The organism is Sphingomonas sp. 2SG, assembly GCF_005503285.1.
GTDB classification, from domain to species: domain Bacteria; phylum Pseudomonadota; class Alphaproteobacteria; order Sphingomonadales; family Sphingomonadaceae; genus Sphingomonas; species Sphingomonas taxi.
In genome coordinates, this window is sequence record NZ_SCMZ01000061.1 from 1 (window position 1) to 19,598 (window position 19,598).

Below are 19,598 nucleotides of genomic sequence, written 5' to 3' on the forward strand. Positions count from 1 at the left end.
CTCCGGCACCGGCCGCGCAGCCGGAAGCGTCGAGCGATTCGCCCGCGGCGCTCTCGCCGTCGGTGCGCCGTGCCGTGCTCGAATATGGTCTCGATCCGTCGTCGATCACCGGCACCGGCAAGGACGGCCGCATCACCAAGGAAGACGTCGCTGCCGCCGCCGCGTCGAAGCCCGCGACGCAGGCCCCCGCCGCCGCGCCGGCGCCCGCCGCTGCCCCCACGGGCGGCCGCAAGGAAGAGCGCGTCAAGATGACGCGCCTGCGCCAGACGATCGCCAAGCGCCTCAAGGAAGCGCAGAACACCGCCGCGATGCTGACGACGTTCAACGACGTCGACATGACCGCGGTGATCGAGGCGCGCGCCAAGTACAAGGACCTGTTCGAGAAGAAGCACGGCGTCCGCCTCGGCTTCATGGGCTTCTTCGTGAAGGCCGCGACGATGGCGCTGAAGGACATCCCGTCGGTCAACGCCTCGATCGAGGGCGACGAGATCGTCTACCACGATTACGCCGATATCTCGGTCGCGGTCAGCGCGCCCAACGGCCTCGTCGTCCCGGTGATCCGCGATGCGCAGGACCTCACCGTCGCGGGCATCGAGAAGACGATCGGCGACTTCGGCCGCCGCGCCAAGGACGGCACGCTCAAGATGGACGAGATGAAGGGCGGCACTTTCACCATCTCCAACGGCGGCGTGTTCGGCTCGCTGATGTCGACCCCGATCATCAACCCGCCGCAGGCGGCGGTGCTCGGCCTGCATCGCATCGAGGAGCGTCCCGTGGTGGTCGGCGGCCAGGTCGTGGTGCGCCCGATGATGTATCTCGCTTTGTCCTACGATCACCGCCTGATCGACGGCCGCGAGGCGGTGACCTTCCTCGTCGCGCTCAAGAACGCGATCGAGGACCCGACCCGCATCCTGATCGACCTGTAAGCGCTTGTGCTCCTGCGAACGCAGGAGCCCAGGGTCACGGGCGGCATTGCCACTTGGCTCTGGGTTCCGGCATTCGCAGGAACACGGTAGGAGTCCGGCATGCGCCCCGGTTACGTCTACCTCATGGCCAGCGGACGCAACGGCACCCTCTATCTCGGTGTGACCAGCGATCTGATCCGCCGGGCATATGAACATCGTAACCGGCTCGTCGATGGCTTCACCAAAGAACATGGCTGCATCCTGCTTGTCTGGTACGACGCGAGCGACGACATACAGGCGGCACGGCAGCGTGAGCTGCAAATGAAGAAGTGGAAGCGGGCCTGGAAGGTCGATCTGATCGAACAGGGCAACCCGCAGTGGAAGGATTTGTACGAGACGCTGTTCTGACGCGTGCTCCTGCGAACGCAGGAGTCCAGAGCCCAGAACGGCATCGCCCGTAACCCTGGGCTCCTGCGTTCGCAGGAGCACGATGGAGCTGAGCAATGGCTGACGAACAGCAATACGACTATGACGTCCTCGTGATCGGTGCCGGCCCCGGCGGCTATGTCGCGGCGATCCGCGCCGCGCAGCTCGGGCTGAAGACCGCCTGCGCCGAAAGCCGCGAGACGCTGGGCGGCACCTGCCTCAACGTCGGCTGCATCCCGTCGAAGGCGATGCTGCACGCGTCGGAATTCTTCGATGCCGCCTCGAACGGCACGATGGCCAAGATGGGCATCAAGGTCACCGCCGAGCTCGATCTCGACACGATGCACGGCCAGCGCCGCGACGCGGTCAATCAGCTCACCGGCGGCATCGAATATCTGTTCAAGAAGAACAAGGTCGAATGGCTCAAGGGCCGCGCCAGCTTCACCGGCAAGGATAGCGTCGAGATCGACGGCAAGGCCGTTCGCGCCAAGAACATCGTCATCGCCACCGGCTCGTCGGTCACGCCGCTGCCCGGCGTCACCGTCGACCAGAAGGTCATCGTCGACAGCACCGGCGCGCTCGAACTCTCGAAGGTGCCGCAGCATCTCGTCGTCATCGGTGGCGGCGTGATCGGGCTCGAACTCGGCAGCGTCTGGCGCCGGCTCGGCGCCAAGGTCACGGTCGTCGAATATCTCGACCAGATCCTGCCCGGCTTCGACGGCGACGTCCGCAAGGAAGCGCAGAAGATCTTCAAGAAGCAGGGTTTCGAGTTCAAGCTGTCGACCAAGGTCACCGGCGTGGCGGTGAACGGCGATGCGGCGACGCTGACGGTCGAGCCCGCTGCCGGCGGCGAGGCGCAGACGATCGACGCGGACGTCGTGCTGCTCGCGATCGGTCGCAAGCCGAATACCGATGGCCTCAACCTCGACGCCGCCGGTCTTTCGGTCAACGCGCGCGGCCAGGTCGAGATCGACCATGACTTCGCCACCAGCGTCCCCGGCATCTGGGCGATCGGCGACGTCGCCCCCGGCCTGATGCTCGCGCACAAGGCCGAGGACGAGGGCATTGCGGTCGCGGAGAATATCGCCGGCCTCACCGGCATCGTGAACCACGACATCATCCCGAGCGTCGTCTACACGCTGCCCGAATTCGCCGGCGTCGGCCTGACCGAAGAGGCCGCCAAGGCGAAGGGCGAGATCAAGGTCGGCAAGTTCCCGATGATGGCGAACAGCCGCGCCAAGACCAATCACGAGCCCGATGGCTTCGTGAAGATCATCGCCGATGCCAAGACCGATCGCGTCGTCGGCGTCTGGGCGATCGCCAGCGTCGCCGGCACGATGATCGCGCAGGCGGCGCAGGCGATGGAATTCGGCGCGACGTCGGAGGACATCGCCTATACCTGTCACGCCCATCCGACGCATTCCGAAGCGATCAAGGAAGCGGCGATGGCGGTGACCGGCAAGCCGATTCACATCTGATCGTGGCGGGCGCGGACACCCGCCGCGCCGCGCTGGAGGCCGCATGGCTGACGCTGACCCGCGAGACCCTGCCCGGTCTCGCGGGTCTTCGTATGTGGCCGGTACGCGCGGATCATTGCTTCCAGCGCATCCTGCTCGACGCGGCGGTGGGCGGCGTCTGGTATGACGTGGTCGAGGGGCGGCCGGCGTATCGGTTCATCGCGGTGGATCTGCTGGAGCGGGCGGTGTCGCTCGGGCAGGGGGCCGCCGACGGGACGGTCGATCTCGCCGCGCTCAACCGCCAGTCGCTGGCGTGGCGGCGCGAGAGGAAGGCTGCGGCTCCCCCCGATGCTCTGATATCTGGTGTAGGGCCACCGTATCGATGATCCACTCGAACGGGTGCGCGACCAGCAATAGTTCGTCACCCGACGAAACCACCCGCATCCCCATCCGTTTGCCCGATGAAGGAGAACCGTCACGACGGCTCCGCAAAGGGATTCGATGATCTGCTCGCCGTCGACCGCATGTTGAAACCGCTCGCTGTTGCCGCGACCGCGCTCGGGCTGGGCGGTTGCACGCCTGCGCTGCTCGATCCCGCCGGACCGGTCGCCGCCGGCGAAAAGACGCTGCTGATCAATTCGCTCGCGGTGATGCTCGGCATCGTCGTGCCGGTGATCGTCGCGACCATCGCCTTCGCCTGGTGGTTCCGCGCCGGCAATGCGCGCGCCAGGCGCCGCCCCGACTTCGCCTATTCGGGCAAGCTCGAACTGCTCGTCTGGTCGGTGCCGCTGCTCGTCATCATCTTCCTCGGCGGGATGGGCTGGATCGCCGCGCACGATCTCGACCCGCGCCGGCCGCTGGCGTCCAGGCAGAAGCCAATCGTCATCCAGGTCGTCGCGCTCGACTGGAAATGGCTGTTCGTCTATCCCGAACAGGGGATCGCGACGGTCAACCGCGTCATCGTCCCCGCCGGCACGCCGATCGACTTCCGCATCACCTCGGCAACGGTGATGAACAGCTTCTTCGTGCCGCGGCTCGGCAGCCAGATCTACGCGATGTCCGGCATGGAGGCGAAGCTCAACCTGATGGCGGACAAGCCCGGCCGATATCCCGGCCTGTCGGCGCATTATAGCGGCGAAGGCTTTTCGGACATGGACTTCGTCGTCGACGCCGTACCGCCGCAGCAATTCGCGGCCTGGGCGGCGGGCACCAAGGGGCGGGGGCCGGCGCTAAACGCCGACAGCTATCACGCGCTCGCCCGCCAGCGGGGCAATCTGAAGCCCTTCGCCTACGGCAGCGTTCCGACCGGCTTCTTTGCCGCCGCGGTGCGCGAGGCCGGCGCGCCGGTGCACGAGGTCGATAACGGCGGACGGGAGAATTGAGCATGTTCGGCAAGCTCAATTGGCATTCGGTCCCCTGGGACCAGCCGATCCCGTTGATCGCCGCCGCCATTGTCGGCAGCGGCATCCTCGCGGTGCTGGTCTGGACGTGGCGCGCCGGCCATGTCCCCTATATCTGGAACGAGTGGATCACTTCGGTCGATCACAAGCGGATCGGCATCATGTATTGCATCTTCGCGCTGCTGATGCTGATGCGCGGCTTCGTCGATGCGGCGATGATGCGCAGCCAGCAGGCGATCGCCTACGGCAATCCCGGCTATCTGCCGCCCGAGCATTACGACCAGATCTTCTCTGCGCACGGCACGATCATGATCTTCTTCGTGGCGATGCCGTTCGTCATCGGGCTGATGAACTTCGTCGTGCCGTTGCAACTCGGCGTGCGCGACGTCGCCTTCCCGACGCTCAACAACGTCAGCTTCTGGCTGACCGCGAGCGGTGCGTTGCTGATCAATCTCAGCCTCGTCATCGGCGAATTCGCCAAGACCGGCTGGCTCGCCTATCCGCCGCTGTCGGAACTGCGTTTCTCGCCCGGCGTCGGCGTCGATTATTATCTGTGGGCGCTGCAGATTTCCGGCGTCGGCACGTTGCTGTCGGGGGTCAACCTCGTCACCACGATCCTCAAGATGCGCGCCCCCGGCATGGGCTACACCCGCATGCCGATGTTCTGCTGGACCAGCCTCGCGTCCAACCTGCTGATCGTCGCCGCTTTCCCGATCCTCACCGCGACGCTCGCGATGCTGCTGCTCGATCGTTACCTCGGCTTTCACTTCTTCACCAACGATGCCGGCGGCAACCAGATGATGTTCGTCAACCTCATCTGGGCCTGGGGCCATCCCGAGGTCTATATCCTGATCCTGCCGGCGTTCGGCATCTTCAGCGAGGTCGTCTCGACCTTCTCGAGCAAGCCGCTGTTCGGCTATCGTTCGATGGTCGTCGCGACGATGGTAATCTGCATCCTGTCGTTCATCGTCTGGCTGCATCACTTCTTCACGATGGGCGCGGGCGCCGACGTCAACGGCTTCTTCGGCGTGACGACGATGATCATCGCGGTGCCGACCGGGGTGAAGGTCTTCAACTGGCTGTTCACCATGTACGGTGGCCGCATCCGCTTCCACGTGCCGATGATGTGGGCGGTGGCGTTCATGATTACTTTCGTGATCGGCGGCATGACCGGGGTGCTGCTCGCCGTGCCGCCCGCCGATTTCGTGCTGCACAATTCGCTGTTCCTCGTCGCGCATTTCCATAACGTCATCATCGGCGGCGTGCTGTTCGGTGCCTTTGCCGGTTACAATTACTGGTTCCCCAAGGCGTTCGGCTTCACCCTCGACGAACGCTGGGGCAAGCGTGCCTTCTGGCTGTGGGTGATCGGCTTCTACGTCGCGTTCATGCCGCTCTACGTGCTCGGACTGATGGGGATGACGCGGCGGATGCAGCATTACGACGTGCCGGGCTGGCAACCGTGGCTGATCGCCGCCGCCTTCGGCGCGCTGATGATCGCCGGCGGCATGGCGTGTCAGGTGATCCAGCTCTACGTCTCGATCCGCAACCGCAAGGACCTCGCTGACACCAGCGGCGATCCGTGGGACGGCCGCAGCCTCGAATGGATCACCACTTCGCCGCCGCCGCCGTTCAACTTCGCGGCGCTGCCCGACGTGAAGGGCGAGGAAGCCTATTGGGACATCAAGTCGACCGCACGTGAGAATCGCGAACTCTCCGAGCGCCCCAAATACGAGGCGTTCCACATGCCGCGCAATTCGCCGACCGGCGCCGTCACCGCCTTTTTCACCACCGCGCTCGGCTTCGCCGCGGTATGGCATATCTGGTGGCTGTTCGGACTGGGCTTCCTCGGCGCCTGGGCGACCTTCGTCGTCTTCGCCTGGCGCGACGAGAATGAGACCGAGATCAGCGCCGAGGAGGCGGAGCGGCTCGACCGCGAACGGCGCACCGCCAAGGCGCAATTGCTCGATATCCCTGCGGACCAGCCGGCATGAGCGGCGATCCGCACAAGCTCGGCCGCGGCGAGACGGCGCCCAGCGAACGCGGCCCCGCGCCCAAGCGGATCGTCGTGGCCTATGGCTTCTGGATCTTCCTGCTCACCGACTTCATCATGTTCGCCGGCTTCTTCGCCGCTTATGCGGTGCTGGCCCAGGCGACCGCGGGCGGCCCGGCGGCGCGCGACATCGTCGAACTGTCGCTGGTCGGCGCGGAGACCGCGCTGCTGCTCGCGTCCAGCTTCGCCTGCGGCATGGCGGGGATCGCGACCGCGGCACAGAACCGCTTCTGGTTCCAGATCGCGATGGCGGCGACCGCCTTGCTCGGCGCCGGCTTCCTCGGCCTCGAAGCCTATGAATTCCTGCACCTCATCAACGAGGGCAACGGGCCGCAGCGCAGCGCCTTCCTCTCCGCCTTCTTCGCGCTGGTCGGCTGCCACGGTCTGCACGTCACGCTCGGGCTGATCTGGCTGACGACGATGATGGCGCAGGTCCAGGCCAAGGGCTTCCGCGACGAGATCGTCCGCCGCATCGCCTGTTTCAGCCTATTCTGGCACGCACTCGACATCATCTGGGTGGCGCTGTTCACCACCGTCTATCTGCTGGGAGTGGCGCGATGAGCGACCGGAGCGACCTGGACGACGATCGCGCGCCCGGCGAGGGCAGCAGCGACGCCGGCGACATCCGCGCCAAGGTGCTGACCTATGTCGCCGGTTTCGTGCTGGCGGCGGTGCTCAGCATCGCCTCGTTCGCGGCGGTGCATAGCGGGGTGATCTACGGTCCCGGCATCCCGGTGGCGCTGATCGCGCTGGCGATCGCGCAGATGGGCGTCCACCTCGTCTTCTTCCTCCACGTCACCAGCGGGCCGGACAATACCAACAACGTCCTCGCGCTGGCCTTCGGCGTGCTGATCGTGGGGCTGGTGCTGATCGGCTCGATCTGGATCATGGCGCACCTCGACCACAATCTGATGCCGGCGAGCATGCCGGCGATGTAGCGCCTATCGCGGCGGCGCACAGCCCGCCGCGAGCAGCGCGCGCGTCACGCCATTGGTCCAGCCGAAGCCGTCCTGCAGCGGATATTCGCCGCCGCCACCGGGCAACCGCTCGACGACATTGTATTTCTCGAGCAGCTTGCCGCTCGCCGCATACTCCCGGTCCACCGTCGCCAGCCAGTTGGTCGCGATCCGCTTGGCGAGCGCATCCTCGCGATAGCGGCGCAGTCCCTCGATCGCGACCCATTGCAGCGGCGCCCAGCCATTGGGTTCGTCCCATTGCTGCCCGGTCCTGACCGCGGTCGTTCCGAGCCCGCCTTCGCCGACCAGCGGCGTGAGCGCTTGCGCGGTCGCCTTCGCACGCTCCGGCGAGGCGAGGCCGACGAACAGGGGGAAAGCCATCGCCGCGGTCCGCCCGTCGGCGACCCGGCGCGCGTCGAGATCGTAATCGGCATAATAGCCCGCGCCGTTCCACAGATGCGCCGCGATCGCCTTCGCGCGCGCATCCGCGGCCGCAGCGTAGGTGGTGACGCAGGCGGCATCCTTCAAAATGCGGCAATTGTCGGCGATGCTGCGCTCCATCCCGTACATCAGGCTGTTGAGATCGACCGGCACGATCCGCGTCGTCCGGATCGTCGCCAGCGTCTTGCCGTCGCCGAGCCAGCGCGAGCTGAAGTCCCAGCCGCTTTCCGCCCCGGCGCGCAGGTCGCGGTACATCGCCTTGGCATCGCGTCCCGGCGTCGCCGCGACCAGCGCCGCATCCTCGCGATAGCTTTCGTCGCGCGGATCGTCGCGATCGTCCCAATAGCGGTTGAGCAGCGACCCGTCGGCCAGCCGCACCACACGCGCGCGCTCGCCGCCGGGACGCAATCCGGCGGCGCCCGCCATCCAGAAATCATGCTCGGCGCGCATCCATGTCGTACGTTGCGCCAGCGTCGCGGCATTCTTCGACAGGCCGGCGATCAGATAGAAGAACGGCGGCTGCGAGCGGCTGAGATAATAGCTGCGCGTGCCGTTGGGGATGCGGCCGTAGCGATCGATCAGGCTGCCGAAGTCGGTCACCATGTCCTCGACCAGATCCTGCCGCCCGGACACCTGCAGCCCCAGCATCGTGAACCAGCTGTCCCAATAATACATCTCGCGGAACCGCCCGCCCGGCACCACGAAGCGCTTGGGCAGCGGCAGCGCCGACGATCCCGCCGGCACGGTCGGCAGCGTTCGCGTCAGTTGCGGCCACAGCGCATCGATATGCTCGGCCAGCCCCAGCTTGCGCGACGGCGGCGGCGCGGCGGGTGCCACCGGCACGTTGAAATTGGCGAGCACGAACGCCTTCAGCGCGGCATCGTCCTTGCAATCGCAACGGCGGTAGGCGGCGAGGATCGCGGCATCGCCGCGGCGCGGTTCGGCATCCGCGAAGGTCTTCGAATCGGGAAAGATCTGCCGCATCTGCACGTCGCGGAACAGTGCGCCGAACCGCTGCGCCGGCGATGGCGGCGCCGCCGCGACGAGCAGGCCGGCGAGCGCCAGCATCAAGGGACGGATCATGCGCGACTCTCCAACAGCGTGCCATGCGTCAGCGTCACGCGCCGCGCGCGGCGATCGAACCGCAATGTGACGCACCGCTCGCCGTCGGGCAAGCGCAGCGCGAAGCCGTCGGCGCCGGCCCAATCGTCCGGCCGCATCGGCGCGTCGTCGAGCCGCCGCCAGTCGGGCGCTTCATACGGCGCGACGCGATCGAGCCCGGCCGCCGCCCGGAACGCCGCCAGATCGCAGGCGAAATCCTCCAGCGCCCGATCACGCCCGACCCAATCGACCCAGCCGATCGCATTGTCCTGCGCATAGGCATTGTTGTTGCCCCGCTGCGTCCGCCCGAAGTCGTCCCCAGCGGTCAGCAGGATCGTACCGCGCGATGCGAACAGCGTCGCCAGCAACGCGCGCCGGTCGGAATCGCGCCGGGCCGTGACGACGGGATCGTCGCTCTGCCCCTCGACGCCGTTGTTCCAGCTGTGATTGTCGCCATGGCCGTCGCGATTGTCCTCGCCATTGGCGTGATTGTGGCGTTCGGCGAAAGCGACGGTGTCGGCGAGCGTGAAGCCGTCGTGCGCCGCGATGAAATTGACGCTACGCGTGTCGCCGCCACCGAAGACGTCGTCCGAACCGGCGAGCCGGGTCGCCAATGCGCCCGCACTGCCGTCGCTCTTCCAGAAGCGCCGCACGTCGTCGCGATAACGGTCGTTCCATTCGAGCCAGTGGGCCGGAAACCGCCCGAGCTGATAGCCGTCCGGGCCGATGTCCCACGGCTCGGCGATCATGATGCGGCTGGACAGCAAGGGATCGGCGGCGATCTCCGCGAAGATCGGCGCATGCGGATCGAACCCCGGCCCGCGCGCCAGCACCGGCGCCAGATCGAATCGGAAGCCGTCCACGCCTAGCCGCGCGAAATGGCGCAGGCTGGCGAGGATCAGCGCGCGGACCTCGGGCCGGGAACAGTCCAGCGTATTGCCGGTGCCGGTGTCGTTGATCAGCGTGCCGTCCTCGGCCTGCGCGTAATAGAGCCGCTCGTCCAACCCGCGCAGCGACAGCGTCGGCCCGTGCACGTCGCTCTCGCCGGTGTGATTGAAGACGAGGTCGAGGATCACGCCGATCCCCGCCGCCCGCAGCGCCGCGACGGTCTCGCGCAGCTCGGCGATCCCGCCCGGCGCGAGCCGTGGATCGATCGCCATCGGCACCACCGGATTATAGCCCCAGGCGTTGCACAGCCCGAGCGGCGGCAGATGCCGCTCGTCGATCCACGCGACGATCGGCATCAGCTCGATCGCGCTGACCCGCAGCCGCTGCAGATGCGCGATGATCCCGGGATGCGCCAAGGCCGCGATCGTCCCCCGCTGCGCCGCGGGCACCTCGGGGTGCAGCATCGTGAACCCGCGGACGTTGAGTTCGTAGATCAACCCGCCCGGCGTGAAGAGCGGCGGGGGAAGGGGGGGCGCGTCCTCCCCCTTATCGGCAACCCCTTTGTTGTCATCAACGCGAAGGCGGGGATCCATACCCACGGACCTCGCGGCCCCTTCGAGCATCTGCGCGTTTGGATCCCCGCCTTCGCGGGGATGACGATGGGGGAAGGGCGTTGCAACGACTACACCCCACGGCACCAGCCCCCCCGTCTCGACTCCCGGCTGACCCAGCCGCGGGTCATAGACGAACGCCCGATCCAGCTCGACCGCATAGGGATCGACGAGCAGCTTCGCCGGATCGGCCGCCGCCCGGAACCCGTAGCGCTGGCCCGCCCCGATCCCCGGCACATCCACCGACCAGATACCGTCGGCACCGGCCATCGCCACCCGCCGCTCGACCGCGCCGTCCCACAGGCACAGCGTCACCGCCGTCGCCGAGCGCACCGCGAACCGCACTCCGCCATCGTACAGGATCGCGCCCAGCGCGGGCGCGTCGCTCACGTGATGACGTCCGGTTCGGTCCGCCCGCTATGCCGCACGATGCCCGCGATCTCGTCCGCCGCGGCGACGATATCCGCCAGCATGTCGCCGGTCTCGCGATCGAGGCCGCCGCCCGCCGGCTCGTAGCGTTCCAGATACACCCGCAATGTCGCGCCGCTGGTGCCGGTCCCCGACAGCCGGAACACCACCCGGCTGCCGCCCTCGAACAGCACGCGCACGCCCTGGTTGCGGCTCACCGAGCCGTCGGTCGGATCGGTATAGGCGAAATCGTCCGCCGCCGCGATTTTCAGCCCGCCGACCTGCGTCCCGGCCAGCATATCGAGCTTGCCGCGCAGCTCCGCCATCAATGCATCGGCGCGCGCGCTCTCGACGCCCTCGTAATCGTGGCGGGCGTAATAGTTGCGGCCATAGGTCGCCCAGTGATCGCGCGCGATCGCATCGACCGACTCGCCGCGTACGGCGAGGATGTTGAGCCACAGCAGCACCGCCCACAGCCCGTCCTTCTCGCGGACGTGATCCGATCCGGTGCCGGCGCTCTCCTCGCCGCAGATCGTCGCCATGCCGGCGTCGAGCAGATTGCCGAAGAATTTCCACCCCGTCGGCGTCTCGAAGATCGGCAGGCCGAGCTTCTCGGCGACGCGATCCGCCGCCGCGCTGGTCGGCATCGACCGCGCGATCCCCTTGAGCCCGTCCTTGTAGCCCGGCGCGAGATGCGCGTTCGCCGCCAGCATCGCGAGGCTGTCCGACGGCGTCACGAACCGCGCCCGCCCGATGATGAGGTTGCGGTCGCCATCGCCGTCCGACGCCGCGCCGAAGTCCGGCGCATCCGCCGCCATCATCGTCTCGTAAAGTTCGTGCGCGTGGACGAGATTGGGATCGGGATGATGCCCGCCGAAATCTTCCAGCGGCTCGCCGTTGCGCACCGTGCCGGGCGCGAAGCCGAGCCGCGTCTCGAGGATCTCGGTCGCATAAGGCCCGGTCACCGCGCTCATCGCGTCGAACGCCATCGTCAGCTTCGCGGCGCGGATCGCGTCGAAATCGAACAGCCGCTCCATCAGCGACGCGTAATCGGCGACCGGATCGACCACCTCGACCGTCGTCCCGCCGACGGTCACCTCGCCGAGCGTGTCGAGATCGACGTCGTCGGCATCGACCGTCAGCCAGCGGTCGATCGTCTTCGTCCGTTCGTACAGCGCCTCGGTCACCTGCTCGGGAGCGGGACCGCCATTGGCGATATTGTATTTGATGCCGAAATCCTCGGTCGGCCCACCGGGATTGTGGCTCGCCGACAGCACCAGCCCGCCCAGCGCCTTGCGGATGCGGATCATGTTGCTCGCCGCGGGCGTCGACAGCAGACCGCCGCGGCCGACGACGACGCGGCCGAAGCCGTTGGCCGCAGCGATGCGGATCGCCTTCTGGATCACCTCGCGGTTGAGGAACCGGCCGTCGCCGCCGATCACCAAGGTCGCGCCGTCCTTGCCGTCGATGACGTCGAACACCGCCTGGACGAAATTCTCGGCATAATTGGGCTGCTGGAAGACGGTGACCTTCTTGCGCAGGCCGGAGGTGCCGGGCTTCTGGTCGGAATAGGCGTGGCTGGCGACGGTACGGATCATGCGGTTCCTGTCAGGCTCTTGTAGAGGTCGGCATAGCGGCGGCCGCTTTCCGACCAGGAGAAATCGGCGCGCATCCCGTTGCGCTGGATGGCGCACCATAGATCGGGGCGCGCGTAGGCGGCAATGGCGCGGCGGATCGCGTGGCCGAGCGAATGGTGGCTCGCCTCGCCATGCTGGAAGCCGGTCGCGACCCCGGCGGCGAGCGCCGCCTCGTTGGCGTCGATCACCGTATCGGCGAGCCCGCCGGTGCGCGCGACGACCGGCACGCAGCCATAAGCGAGGCCGTAAAGCTGGGTCAGCCCGCACGGTTCGAACCGCGACGGGATCAGGATCGCGTCGGCACCGCCCTGCAACAGATGGGACAGGGGTTCGTCATAGCCGATCCGTACCGCGATCCGCCCCGGATAGCGCGCCGCTGCGGCGAGCAGCGCCGCTTCCAGATGCGCATCGCCCGAGCCGAGCAGCGCCAGCCGCGCCCCGCCCGCGACCAGCTCGTCGAGGCAGGTGACGAGCACGTCCATGCCCTTCTGCCACGTCAGCCGGCTGATGACGGTGAACAGCGGCCCGTCGTCGCGATCGAGCCCGAACATCTTCTCGACCGCGCGCTTGTTCGCTTTGCGCCGGCCGAGCGCACGCGCGGTGAAGCGGCTCGGCAAGGCGGCGTCCGTCTCGGGATTCCACACGGCGGGATCGATGCCGTTGACGATGCCGTGCACGCGGTCGCGTCGGGTGTCGATCAGCCCTTCCAGCCCCATGCCGAACCGCGGCTCGCGGATCTCCGCGGCATAGGTCGGGCTGACCGTGGTGATCGCATCGGCCGCCTCCAGTCCCGCCTTCAGGAAGCCGACACCGCCGTAATATTCGACGCCGTCGATCGCATAGGCCTCGTCCGGCAAGTCGAGCCCGGCAAATATCTCCGCACCGAACTGGCCTTGGAAGGCGATGTTGTGGACCGTCATCACGCTGGCGGTCCGGCGCTGCGGCATACCGCGATAGCGCAGATAGGCCGGCGCCAGCGCGGCCTGCCAGTCGTGCGCGTGAAGCACGTCGAACCCTTCCGCGACGTCGGCGGCGGCGCGCGACAGGGCCGCGAACCTGTGCCAGTCGTCGGCCTGGTCGTAGAGCCCGCCCGCCCGCGCGAACAACGCCGGCGCATCGAGCACCAGCAGCGGATGTTCGCCCAGCCGCGCGCCGAGCAACCGCGCCTCGACGCCGAGCAGATCGCGCCAGCGCTCCACCACCTTGGCGCCCTTCACCGCCCTGCCAACCGCCGGATAGCCCGGGATCAGCGTCGTCGTCGCGACGCCATGCGGCGCCAGCGCATCGGGCAACGCCCCCACCACGTCGGCGAGCCCACCGGTCTTGACCAGCGGAAACGCCTCCGAGGCGACCGAGAGGACGGAGAGCGTCACAGCCCGAGGCGGTCGATCATCGGCTGGGTGATCAGGCAGATGCCCTTGTCGGTCCGCCGGAACCGTCGCGTATCCAGCTCGGGGTCCTCGCCGACGACCAGCCCGTCGGGAATGACGACGCCGCGGTCGATCACGACCCGGCTCAGCCTCGCGTTGCGGCCGATATGGCAATAAGGGAGGACCACCGCTTCATCGAGCGACGAGAAGCTGTGCGCCCGCACGCCGGTCGACAACAGGCTGCGATGGATCGCCGAGCCCGAGACGATGCAATTGCCCGAGACGAGGCTCGACACCGCCGAGCCGCGCCGCCCGTCCTCGTCATGGACGAACTTGGCCGGCGGGGTGATCTCGGAATAGGTCCACAACGGCCATTCGTGATCGTAGACGTCGAGCTGCGGGATGATGTCGGTCAGGTCGATGTTCGCCTCCCAATAGGCGTCGACCGTGCCGACGTCGCGCCAATAGGCCGCCGGCTCTTCGCTGGTCCGCACGCAGCTCTTCGAGAAGCGATGCGCCTGCGCCACGCCATGTTCGACGAGATAGGGGATGATGTCCTTGCCGAAGTCGCGTGCCGAACCCTCGGTCGCCGCATCGCGCCGGAGCTGCTCGATCAGGAACTTGGTGCGGAAGACATAGATGCCTAGGCTGGCGAGCGCGATGTCGGGCTGCCCGGGGATCGCGGGGGGATCGGCGGGCTTCTCGACGAAGTCGATGATCCGGTCGGTCTCGTCGACGTGCATCACGCCGAACGCCACCGCCTCCATCCGCGGCACCTCCATACAGGCGACGGTCACGTCCGCACCGCTGTCGCAATGCTGCTGGAGCATGATCTCGTAATCCATCTTGTAGATGTGATCGCCGGCGAGGATCACCATATACTCGACGTTATACGTCTCGATGATGTCGATGTTCTGGAACACCGCATCGGCGGTGCCCTCATACCATTGGAATTCCGATACGCGCTGCGAGGCGGGCAGGATGTCGAAACTCTCGTTGCGCTCCGGGCGCAGGAAGTTCCAGCCGCGTTGGAGATGGCGGATCAGCGAATGCGCCTTGTACTGCGTCGCGACGCCGATCCGGCGGATGCCCGAATTGATCGCGTTCGACAGCGCGAAGTCGATGATCCGGCTCTTGCCGCCGAAATAGACCGCCGGCTTGGCGCGGGTATCGGTCAATTCCATCAAGCGGCTGCCGCGCCCGCCCGCCAGCACGTACGCCATCGCGTCGCGCGAAAGCGGCTGTCCTCGTCTGTCTACCATCGGCTCCCTCCATTATCGTCGTTATCGGTGCGCGCGGGGCGCGATCAGCCGTCGAATTGCAACATGACCGTCGCCAGCGGCGGCAGCGTCACCCACGCCGCACCGTCCTTGGCCTCGACCCCGCCGAGATTGCCGAGGCCGGAACCCCAATAGTCATGCGCATCGGAATTGATGATCTCGCGCCAGCGTCCGTCCTGCGGCAGCGGGATGCGATAGGGCGCGCGCGCCACCGGCGTCAGATTGGCGATCACCGCGACCGGCTGCTCGCCCGGCGCCTTGCGCAGCCAGGCGAAGACCGAATTGGCGGAATCGTCGCCGATCAGCCATTCGAATCCCTCGGGCTCGCAGTCGCGCGCGTGCAGCGCCGGCGTATCGCGATAGAGGCGGTTGAGATCGCGGACGAGCTTGCGCACGCCGCCATGCGCCGCCGAATGGCCGAGATGCCAGTCGAGCGCGCGCTCCTCGCTCCATTCCTGCCGCTGTGCGAATTCCTGGCCCATGAACAGCAGCTTCTTGCCCGGATAGCCCCACATGAAGGCGTAATAAGCGCGCAGATTGGCGAATTGTTGCCAATCGTCGCCCGCCATTTTGGTCAGCAGCGATCCCTTGCCGTGCACCACCTCGTCGTGGCTGAGCGGCAGCACGAAATTCTCGTCGAAGGCATAGACGAAGCCGAAGGTGATCTCGCCGTGATGATGGCGGCGATGCACCGGCTCGCGCGCGAAATACTGGAGCGTATCGTGCATCCAGCCCATGTTCCACTTGAAGCCGAAGCCGAGCGCCTCGCGCGGCCCCTCCTCGAATGCGGGCATCGACACGCCCGGCCAGCTCGTCGATTCCTCGGCGACGGTGAAAACGCCGTCGTCCTTGCCATAGACCGCGCGGTTCATCTCGCGCAGGAAGCTCACCGCCTCCCAATTCTCGCGGCCACCGTCCTCGTTGGGGATCCATTCGCCCGCCTCGCGGCTGTAATCGCGGTAGAGCATCGAGGCGACCGCATCGACGCGCAGGCCGTCGACATGATAGCGTTCCGGCCAGAACAGCGCGTTGTTGATGAGGAACGAGCGCACTTCGCGGCGCCCGAAATTGTAGATCGCGGTGTTCCAGTCGGGATGGAAGCCGAGCCGCGGATCCTCATGCTCGTACAAAGCGGTGCCGTCGAAGCGGGTGAGGCCGTGCGGGTCGACCGGGAAATGCGCGGGCACCCAGTCGAGCAGCACGCCAACGCCGGCACGGTGCGCGCCGTCGACGAAGCGGGCGAAGCCGTCGGGATCGCCGAACCGTGCAGACGGCGCGTAGAGGCCGGTCGTCTGATAGCCCCATGACGGATCATAGGGATGCTCGCTGATCGGCATGAACTCGATATGCGTGAAGCCGAGATCGACGACATAGGGGATCAGCCGGTCGGCGAGCGCGTCCCACGACAGATACCAGCCGTTCTCGTCCTTGTCCCAGCTGCCTGCATGGACCTCGTAGATGCTGACCGGCACGCGCCGCGGATCGACCTTCGCCCAGGTCGCGCGATGCGCATCGTCGCCCCAGACATGCGCGGGCGGGGCGGTGGTGATCGACGCGGTCTTCGGCCGCAGCTCCGCGGCGAAGGCAAAGGGATCGGCCTTGAGCGGTTGCAGCGTGCCGTCGGGGCCGACGATCGCGAACTTGTAGCTGCGTCCCGCGCCGACATCGGGCAGGAAGATCTCCCACACGCCGATGTCGCTGCGGCGGCGCATGACGTGGCGCGTGTCGTTCCAGTCGTTGAAGTCGCCGACCACCGAGACGCGTCGCGCATTCGGCGCCCAGACCGCGAAATGCACGCCGCTCGCGCCCTCATGCGCGATCAAATGCGCGCCCATCTTGTCGTAGAGGCGGAAGTGCGAGCCTTCGGCGATCAGATAATCGTCGGTCGGGCCGAGCACCGGGCCGAAGCTGTAGGGGTCGGTGACCCACCATTCGGCGCCGAACCCCTGCGCCTTGTATTTCACCGGCTGCGGATCGCCGGCGATCGGCCCCTCGAACAGGCCGGCGTCCTCGATCCGCGTCAGCGCGCCGAGCGGCTTGCCGGCCAGATCATGCGCCTCGGCGGTTTCGGCACCGGGGATCCAGGCGCGTCCGAACGTTCCCTGCGGCCCGGCGAACGTGCCGAGCAACGAAAACGGATCGTCGTGGCGCCCTTCCAGCAATGCGGCGATGGCGCCACGCGGTGGTTTCACATCACCCCCCAGATTTGTTTCGCATATTCGCCGATCGTCCGGTCCGACGAGAACCAGCCCATATTGGCGACGTTGAGCACCGCCGAACGGCCCCACGCCGCCGTGTCGCCGAACTTGGCGTCGACCTCGCGCTGCGCGGCGGCATAGGCGTCGAAATCGGCGGCGAGCATGAACCAGTCATGCTTGTACAGCCCGTCCATCAACCCCTTGTAGCGATCGGGATCGTCGGGCGAGAACACTCCCGAGGCGATCGCATTGACCGCCTGCGCCAGCTCGCGCGATCCCTCGATCACCTGCCGGCCGCGATAGCCGCTGGCGCGCTTCTCGGCGACTTCGTCGGCCGTGAGGCCGAAGATGAAGATATTGTCGTCGCCGACATGATCCTTGATCTCGATATTGGCGCCGTCGAGCGTGCCGATGGTCAGCGCGCCGTTGAGCGCGAACTTCATATTGCCGGTGCCCGACGCCTCCATGCCCGCGGTCGAGATCTGTTCGGACAAATCGGCGGCGGGGATGATCTTCTCGGCGAGGCTGACGTTGTAATTGGGGACGAACGCCACCTTGAGCAGGTCGCCGACCGCGGGGTCGGCGTTGATCCGCTTGGCGACGTCATTGGCCAGTTTGATGACGAGCTTGGCGGTATGATAGCTCGACGCTGCCTTGCCGGCGAACAGCTTGACGCGCGGCGTCCAGTTGCGTTCGGGATGGCTGCGGATCTGGTCGTACAGCGCGACCGCCTCGACGATGCCGAGCAACTGGCGCTTGTATTCGTGGATCCGCTTGATCTGCACATCGAAGATCGCATCGGGGTCCAACGTCAGACCCATGCTGTCCTTGATGTAGGTCGAGAGCGTCACCTTGTTGGAACGCTTAACCATAGCGAAACGCTCCCGGAACGATGAATCATTCGCGAAGGGCGCGAGCGCGGTCAGTCGGGCGGCGTCGTCCTTGAAATCCTCGCCGATCGCCTCGACCAGCAGGCCGGTCAGCCCGGGATTGCACTGCTGCAACCAGCGGCGCGGCGTGATGCCGTTGGTCTTGTTGTTGATGCGGTCGGGATACAGCCGGTGAAGGTCGGCGAAGACCGTCTTCTTCATCAATTCGGTGTGCAGCGCCGCGACGCCGTTGACGCTGTGGCTGCCGGCGAAGGCGAGGTTTGCCATCCTGACGCGCCGCTCGCCGCCCTCGTCGATCAGGCTGATCGCGGCGATCGCATTGCCGTCGATGCCGTCGACCTTGCTCGCCTCGCGCAGCAGCCTGGCGTTGATCGCGTAGACGATCTGCATGTGCCGCGGCAGCAGCCGCTCGAACGGCGGCAGCGGCCAGCTCTCCAGCGCCTCGGGCAGCAACGTATGGTTGGTATAGCCGAAGGTCGCGCGGGTGATGTCCCACGCCTCGTCGAACGACAGTTCGTGGAAATCGGTAAGCAACCGCATCAGCTCGGCGACCGCCACCGCCGGGTGCGTGTCGTTGAGCTGGATCGCCGCCTTGTCGGGCAGCGTGCGGATGTCGCCGAAATATTGCAGGTGCCGGCGGACGATGTCCTGGATCGAGGCGGAGGAGAAGAAATATTCCTGCCGCAGCCGCAATTCCTGACCCGCCGGCGTGCTGTCGTTGGGATAGAGCACGCGGGTCAGCGTCTCGGCGCGCATCTGTCCGGCGAGCGCGCCTTCGAAATCGCCGGCGTTGAACCGGTCGAGCTTGATCGGGTCGAAGGCGCGGGCGTTCCACAGCCGCAGCGTGTTGACGCGTTTGCCGCGCCAGCCGACCATCGGCGTGTCGACCGCGACCGCCTCGACCGCTTCGATCGGCGACCAATGGACCTGGCCCGACGTCGTCGCCGTCACCTCGCCGCCGAAGCCGACGAAATAGGCGCTCTCCCGCCGCTCGAACTCCCACGGATTGCCGTGCGCGAGCCAGTTCTCCGGCAGCTCGACCTGCCAGCCGTCGTCGAGCCGCTGGCGGAACATGCCGTTCACATAGCGGATGCCATAACCGTAAGCAGGCAGGTCGAGGCTGGCGAGGCTCTCCATGAAACACGCCGCCAGCCGCCCGAGCCCGCCATTGCCCAGCGCCGCATCGGGTTCGATCTCCTCGATCGCTGCGAGGTCGACGCCGAGACTGGCCAGCGCCGCCGCCACCTCGTCGTTATGGCGCAGGTTCGACAGCGCATCGCGCAGCAGCCGGCCGATCAGGAATTCGAGGCTGAGATAATAGACGCGCTTCGCCCCGGCGGCATGCGCCGCCTTGGTCGATTCCATCCAGCGTTCGATGATCTCGTTGCGCAGCGTCAGGATCGTCGCGGCGAGCCAGTCGTGCGGCCGCGCCGCCTGCGCGTCCTTGCCGATGCGGTGGACGAGCGTGTCGACGATCGCCGAGGCGAGCGCGGGGCGGGGGTCGAGTGCGGTCGGTGCGGCGGCTTGGCTGTCTGTCACGGCATATCCGATGCAAGAGGAAGGCGAAGGAGAGGGCGGGG

At 67.0% G+C, this 19,598-nt stretch carries 15 protein-coding genes; 8 read left to right on the top strand and 7 right to left on the bottom strand.

Translation table 11 applies throughout. The features are described 5' to 3' along the window. The 8 genes from odhB to cyoD all read left to right on the top strand — a co-directional run. A partial coding sequence (odhB, locus tag FFS23_RS17755) for a 2-oxoglutarate dehydrogenase complex dihydrolipoyllysine-residue succinyltransferase (protein WP_137899645.1) occupies nt 1–926 on the top strand: 926 nt, incomplete at its 5' end. Nucleotides 927–1,025: 99 nt separating this feature from the next. After that, nucleotides 1,026–1,313 (top strand): GIY-YIG nuclease family protein, encoded by a 288-nt coding sequence (locus FFS23_RS17760; RefSeq protein ID WP_283214463.1) that lies wholly within the window; start codon nt 1,026–1,028, stop codon nt 1,311–1,313. Nucleotides 1,314–1,408: 95 nt separating this feature from the next. Next, nucleotides 1,409–2,809, top strand: a complete 1,401-nt coding sequence (gene lpdA, locus FFS23_RS17765) for a dihydrolipoyl dehydrogenase (RefSeq protein WP_137899646.1) — start codon at nt 1,409–1,411, stop codon at nt 2,807–2,809. A 2-nt stretch (nt 2,810–2,811) separates the two neighbouring features. Then, nucleotides 2,812–3,174: a GCN5-related N-acetyltransferase gene (locus FFS23_RS17770; RefSeq protein WP_249340741.1), complete on the top strand. Its 363-nt coding sequence runs from the start codon at nt 2,812–2,814 to the stop codon at nt 3,172–3,174. 75 nt (nt 3,175–3,249) lie between these two features. Further along, nucleotides 3,250–4,170, top strand: coding sequence for a ubiquinol oxidase subunit II (gene cyoA, locus FFS23_RS17775; RefSeq protein WP_249340742.1), 921 nt, complete (start codon nt 3,250–3,252; stop codon nt 4,168–4,170). A gap of 2 nt (nt 4,171–4,172) precedes the next feature. After that, nucleotides 4,173–6,179 carry a cytochrome o ubiquinol oxidase subunit I gene (gene cyoB / locus FFS23_RS17780; RefSeq protein WP_137899648.1) on the top strand — a complete coding sequence of 669 codons (2,007 nt, stop codon included), beginning with the start codon at nt 4,173–4,175 and terminating at the stop codon, nt 6,177–6,179. Next, entirely contained in the window at nt 6,176–6,799 is a 624-nt protein-coding gene (gene cyoC / locus FFS23_RS17785) for a cytochrome o ubiquinol oxidase subunit III (protein ID WP_137899649.1), read from the top strand. Before cyoB ends, cyoC begins: the two co-directional genes overlap by 4 nt. Then, a complete protein-coding gene (cyoD, locus tag FFS23_RS17790; protein WP_038659559.1) occupies nt 6,796–7,176 on the top strand; it encodes a cytochrome o ubiquinol oxidase subunit IV in 381 nt (126 codons plus the stop codon). The genes cyoC and cyoD overlap by 4 nt, the downstream gene beginning before the upstream one ends. Nucleotides 7,177–7,179: 3 nt before the next feature. Here cyoD and treA read toward each other — a convergent pair whose 3' ends face one another. From treA to FFS23_RS17825, 7 genes are read right to left on the bottom strand one after another with little or no spacing between them, the layout of a single operon-like run. Further along, a complete protein-coding gene (gene treA, locus FFS23_RS17795; protein WP_137899650.1) occupies nt 7,180–8,718 on the bottom strand; it encodes an alpha,alpha-trehalase TreA in 1,539 nt (512 codons plus the stop codon). Then, a complete protein-coding gene (locus tag FFS23_RS17800) occupies nt 8,715–10,625 on the bottom strand; it encodes a glycogen debranching protein (protein WP_249340743.1) in 1,911 nt (636 codons plus the stop codon). Before FFS23_RS17800 ends, treA begins: the two co-directional genes overlap by 4 nt. Further along, nucleotides 10,622–12,241, bottom strand: a complete 1,620-nt coding sequence (locus FFS23_RS17805) for an alpha-D-glucose phosphate-specific phosphoglucomutase (protein ID WP_137899651.1) — start codon at nt 12,239–12,241, stop codon at nt 10,622–10,624. Before FFS23_RS17805 ends, FFS23_RS17800 begins: the two co-directional genes overlap by 4 nt. Beyond that, nucleotides 12,238–13,653: a glycogen synthase GlgA gene (gene glgA / locus FFS23_RS17810; RefSeq protein WP_137899652.1), complete on the bottom strand. Its 1,416-nt coding sequence runs from the start codon at nt 13,651–13,653 to the stop codon at nt 12,238–12,240. The genes FFS23_RS17805 and glgA overlap by 4 nt, the downstream gene beginning before the upstream one ends. Further along, entirely contained in the window at nt 13,650–14,912 is a 1,263-nt protein-coding gene (glgC, locus tag FFS23_RS17815) for a glucose-1-phosphate adenylyltransferase (protein WP_038659547.1), read from the bottom strand. Before glgC ends, glgA begins: the two co-directional genes overlap by 4 nt. 44 nt (nt 14,913–14,956) lie before the next feature. After that, nucleotides 14,957–17,122: a 1,4-alpha-glucan branching protein GlgB gene (gene glgB / locus FFS23_RS17820; protein WP_137899653.1), complete on the bottom strand. Its 2,166-nt coding sequence runs from the start codon at nt 17,120–17,122 to the stop codon at nt 14,957–14,959. Continuing rightward, a complete protein-coding gene (locus FFS23_RS17825; protein WP_502702157.1) occupies nt 17,119–19,494 on the bottom strand; it encodes a glycogen/starch/alpha-glucan phosphorylase in 2,376 nt (791 codons plus the stop codon). Before FFS23_RS17825 ends, glgB begins: the two co-directional genes overlap by 4 nt. Nucleotides 19,495–19,598 lie beyond the last annotated feature (104 nt).

Coding starts and splice junctions, on each gene's coding strand:
- cyoD (WP_038659559.1), top strand. CDS start 6,796: ATGAGCGACCGGAGCGACCTGGACGACGATCGCGCGCCCGGCGAGGGC.
- FFS23_RS17760 (WP_283214463.1), top strand. CDS start 1,026: ATGCGCCCCGGTTACGTCTACCTCATGGCCAGCGGACGCAACGGCACC.
- FFS23_RS17805 (WP_137899651.1), bottom strand. CDS start 12,241: ATGATCCGTACCGTCGCCAGCCACGCCTATTCCGACCAGAAGCCCGGC.
- glgC (WP_038659547.1), bottom strand. CDS start 14,912: ATGGTAGACAGACGAGGACAGCCGCTTTCGCGCGACGCGATGGCGTAC.
- cyoA (WP_249340742.1), top strand. CDS start 3,250: ATGAAGGAGAACCGTCACGACGGCTCCGCAAAGGGATTCGATGATCTG.
- lpdA (WP_137899646.1), top strand. CDS start 1,409: ATGGCTGACGAACAGCAATACGACTATGACGTCCTCGTGATCGGTGCC.
- cyoC (WP_137899649.1), top strand. CDS start 6,176: ATGAGCGGCGATCCGCACAAGCTCGGCCGCGGCGAGACGGCGCCCAGC.
- cyoB (WP_137899648.1), top strand. CDS start 4,173: ATGTTCGGCAAGCTCAATTGGCATTCGGTCCCCTGGGACCAGCCGATC.
- treA (WP_137899650.1), bottom strand. CDS start 8,718: ATGATCCGTCCCTTGATGCTGGCGCTCGCCGGCCTGCTCGTCGCGGCG.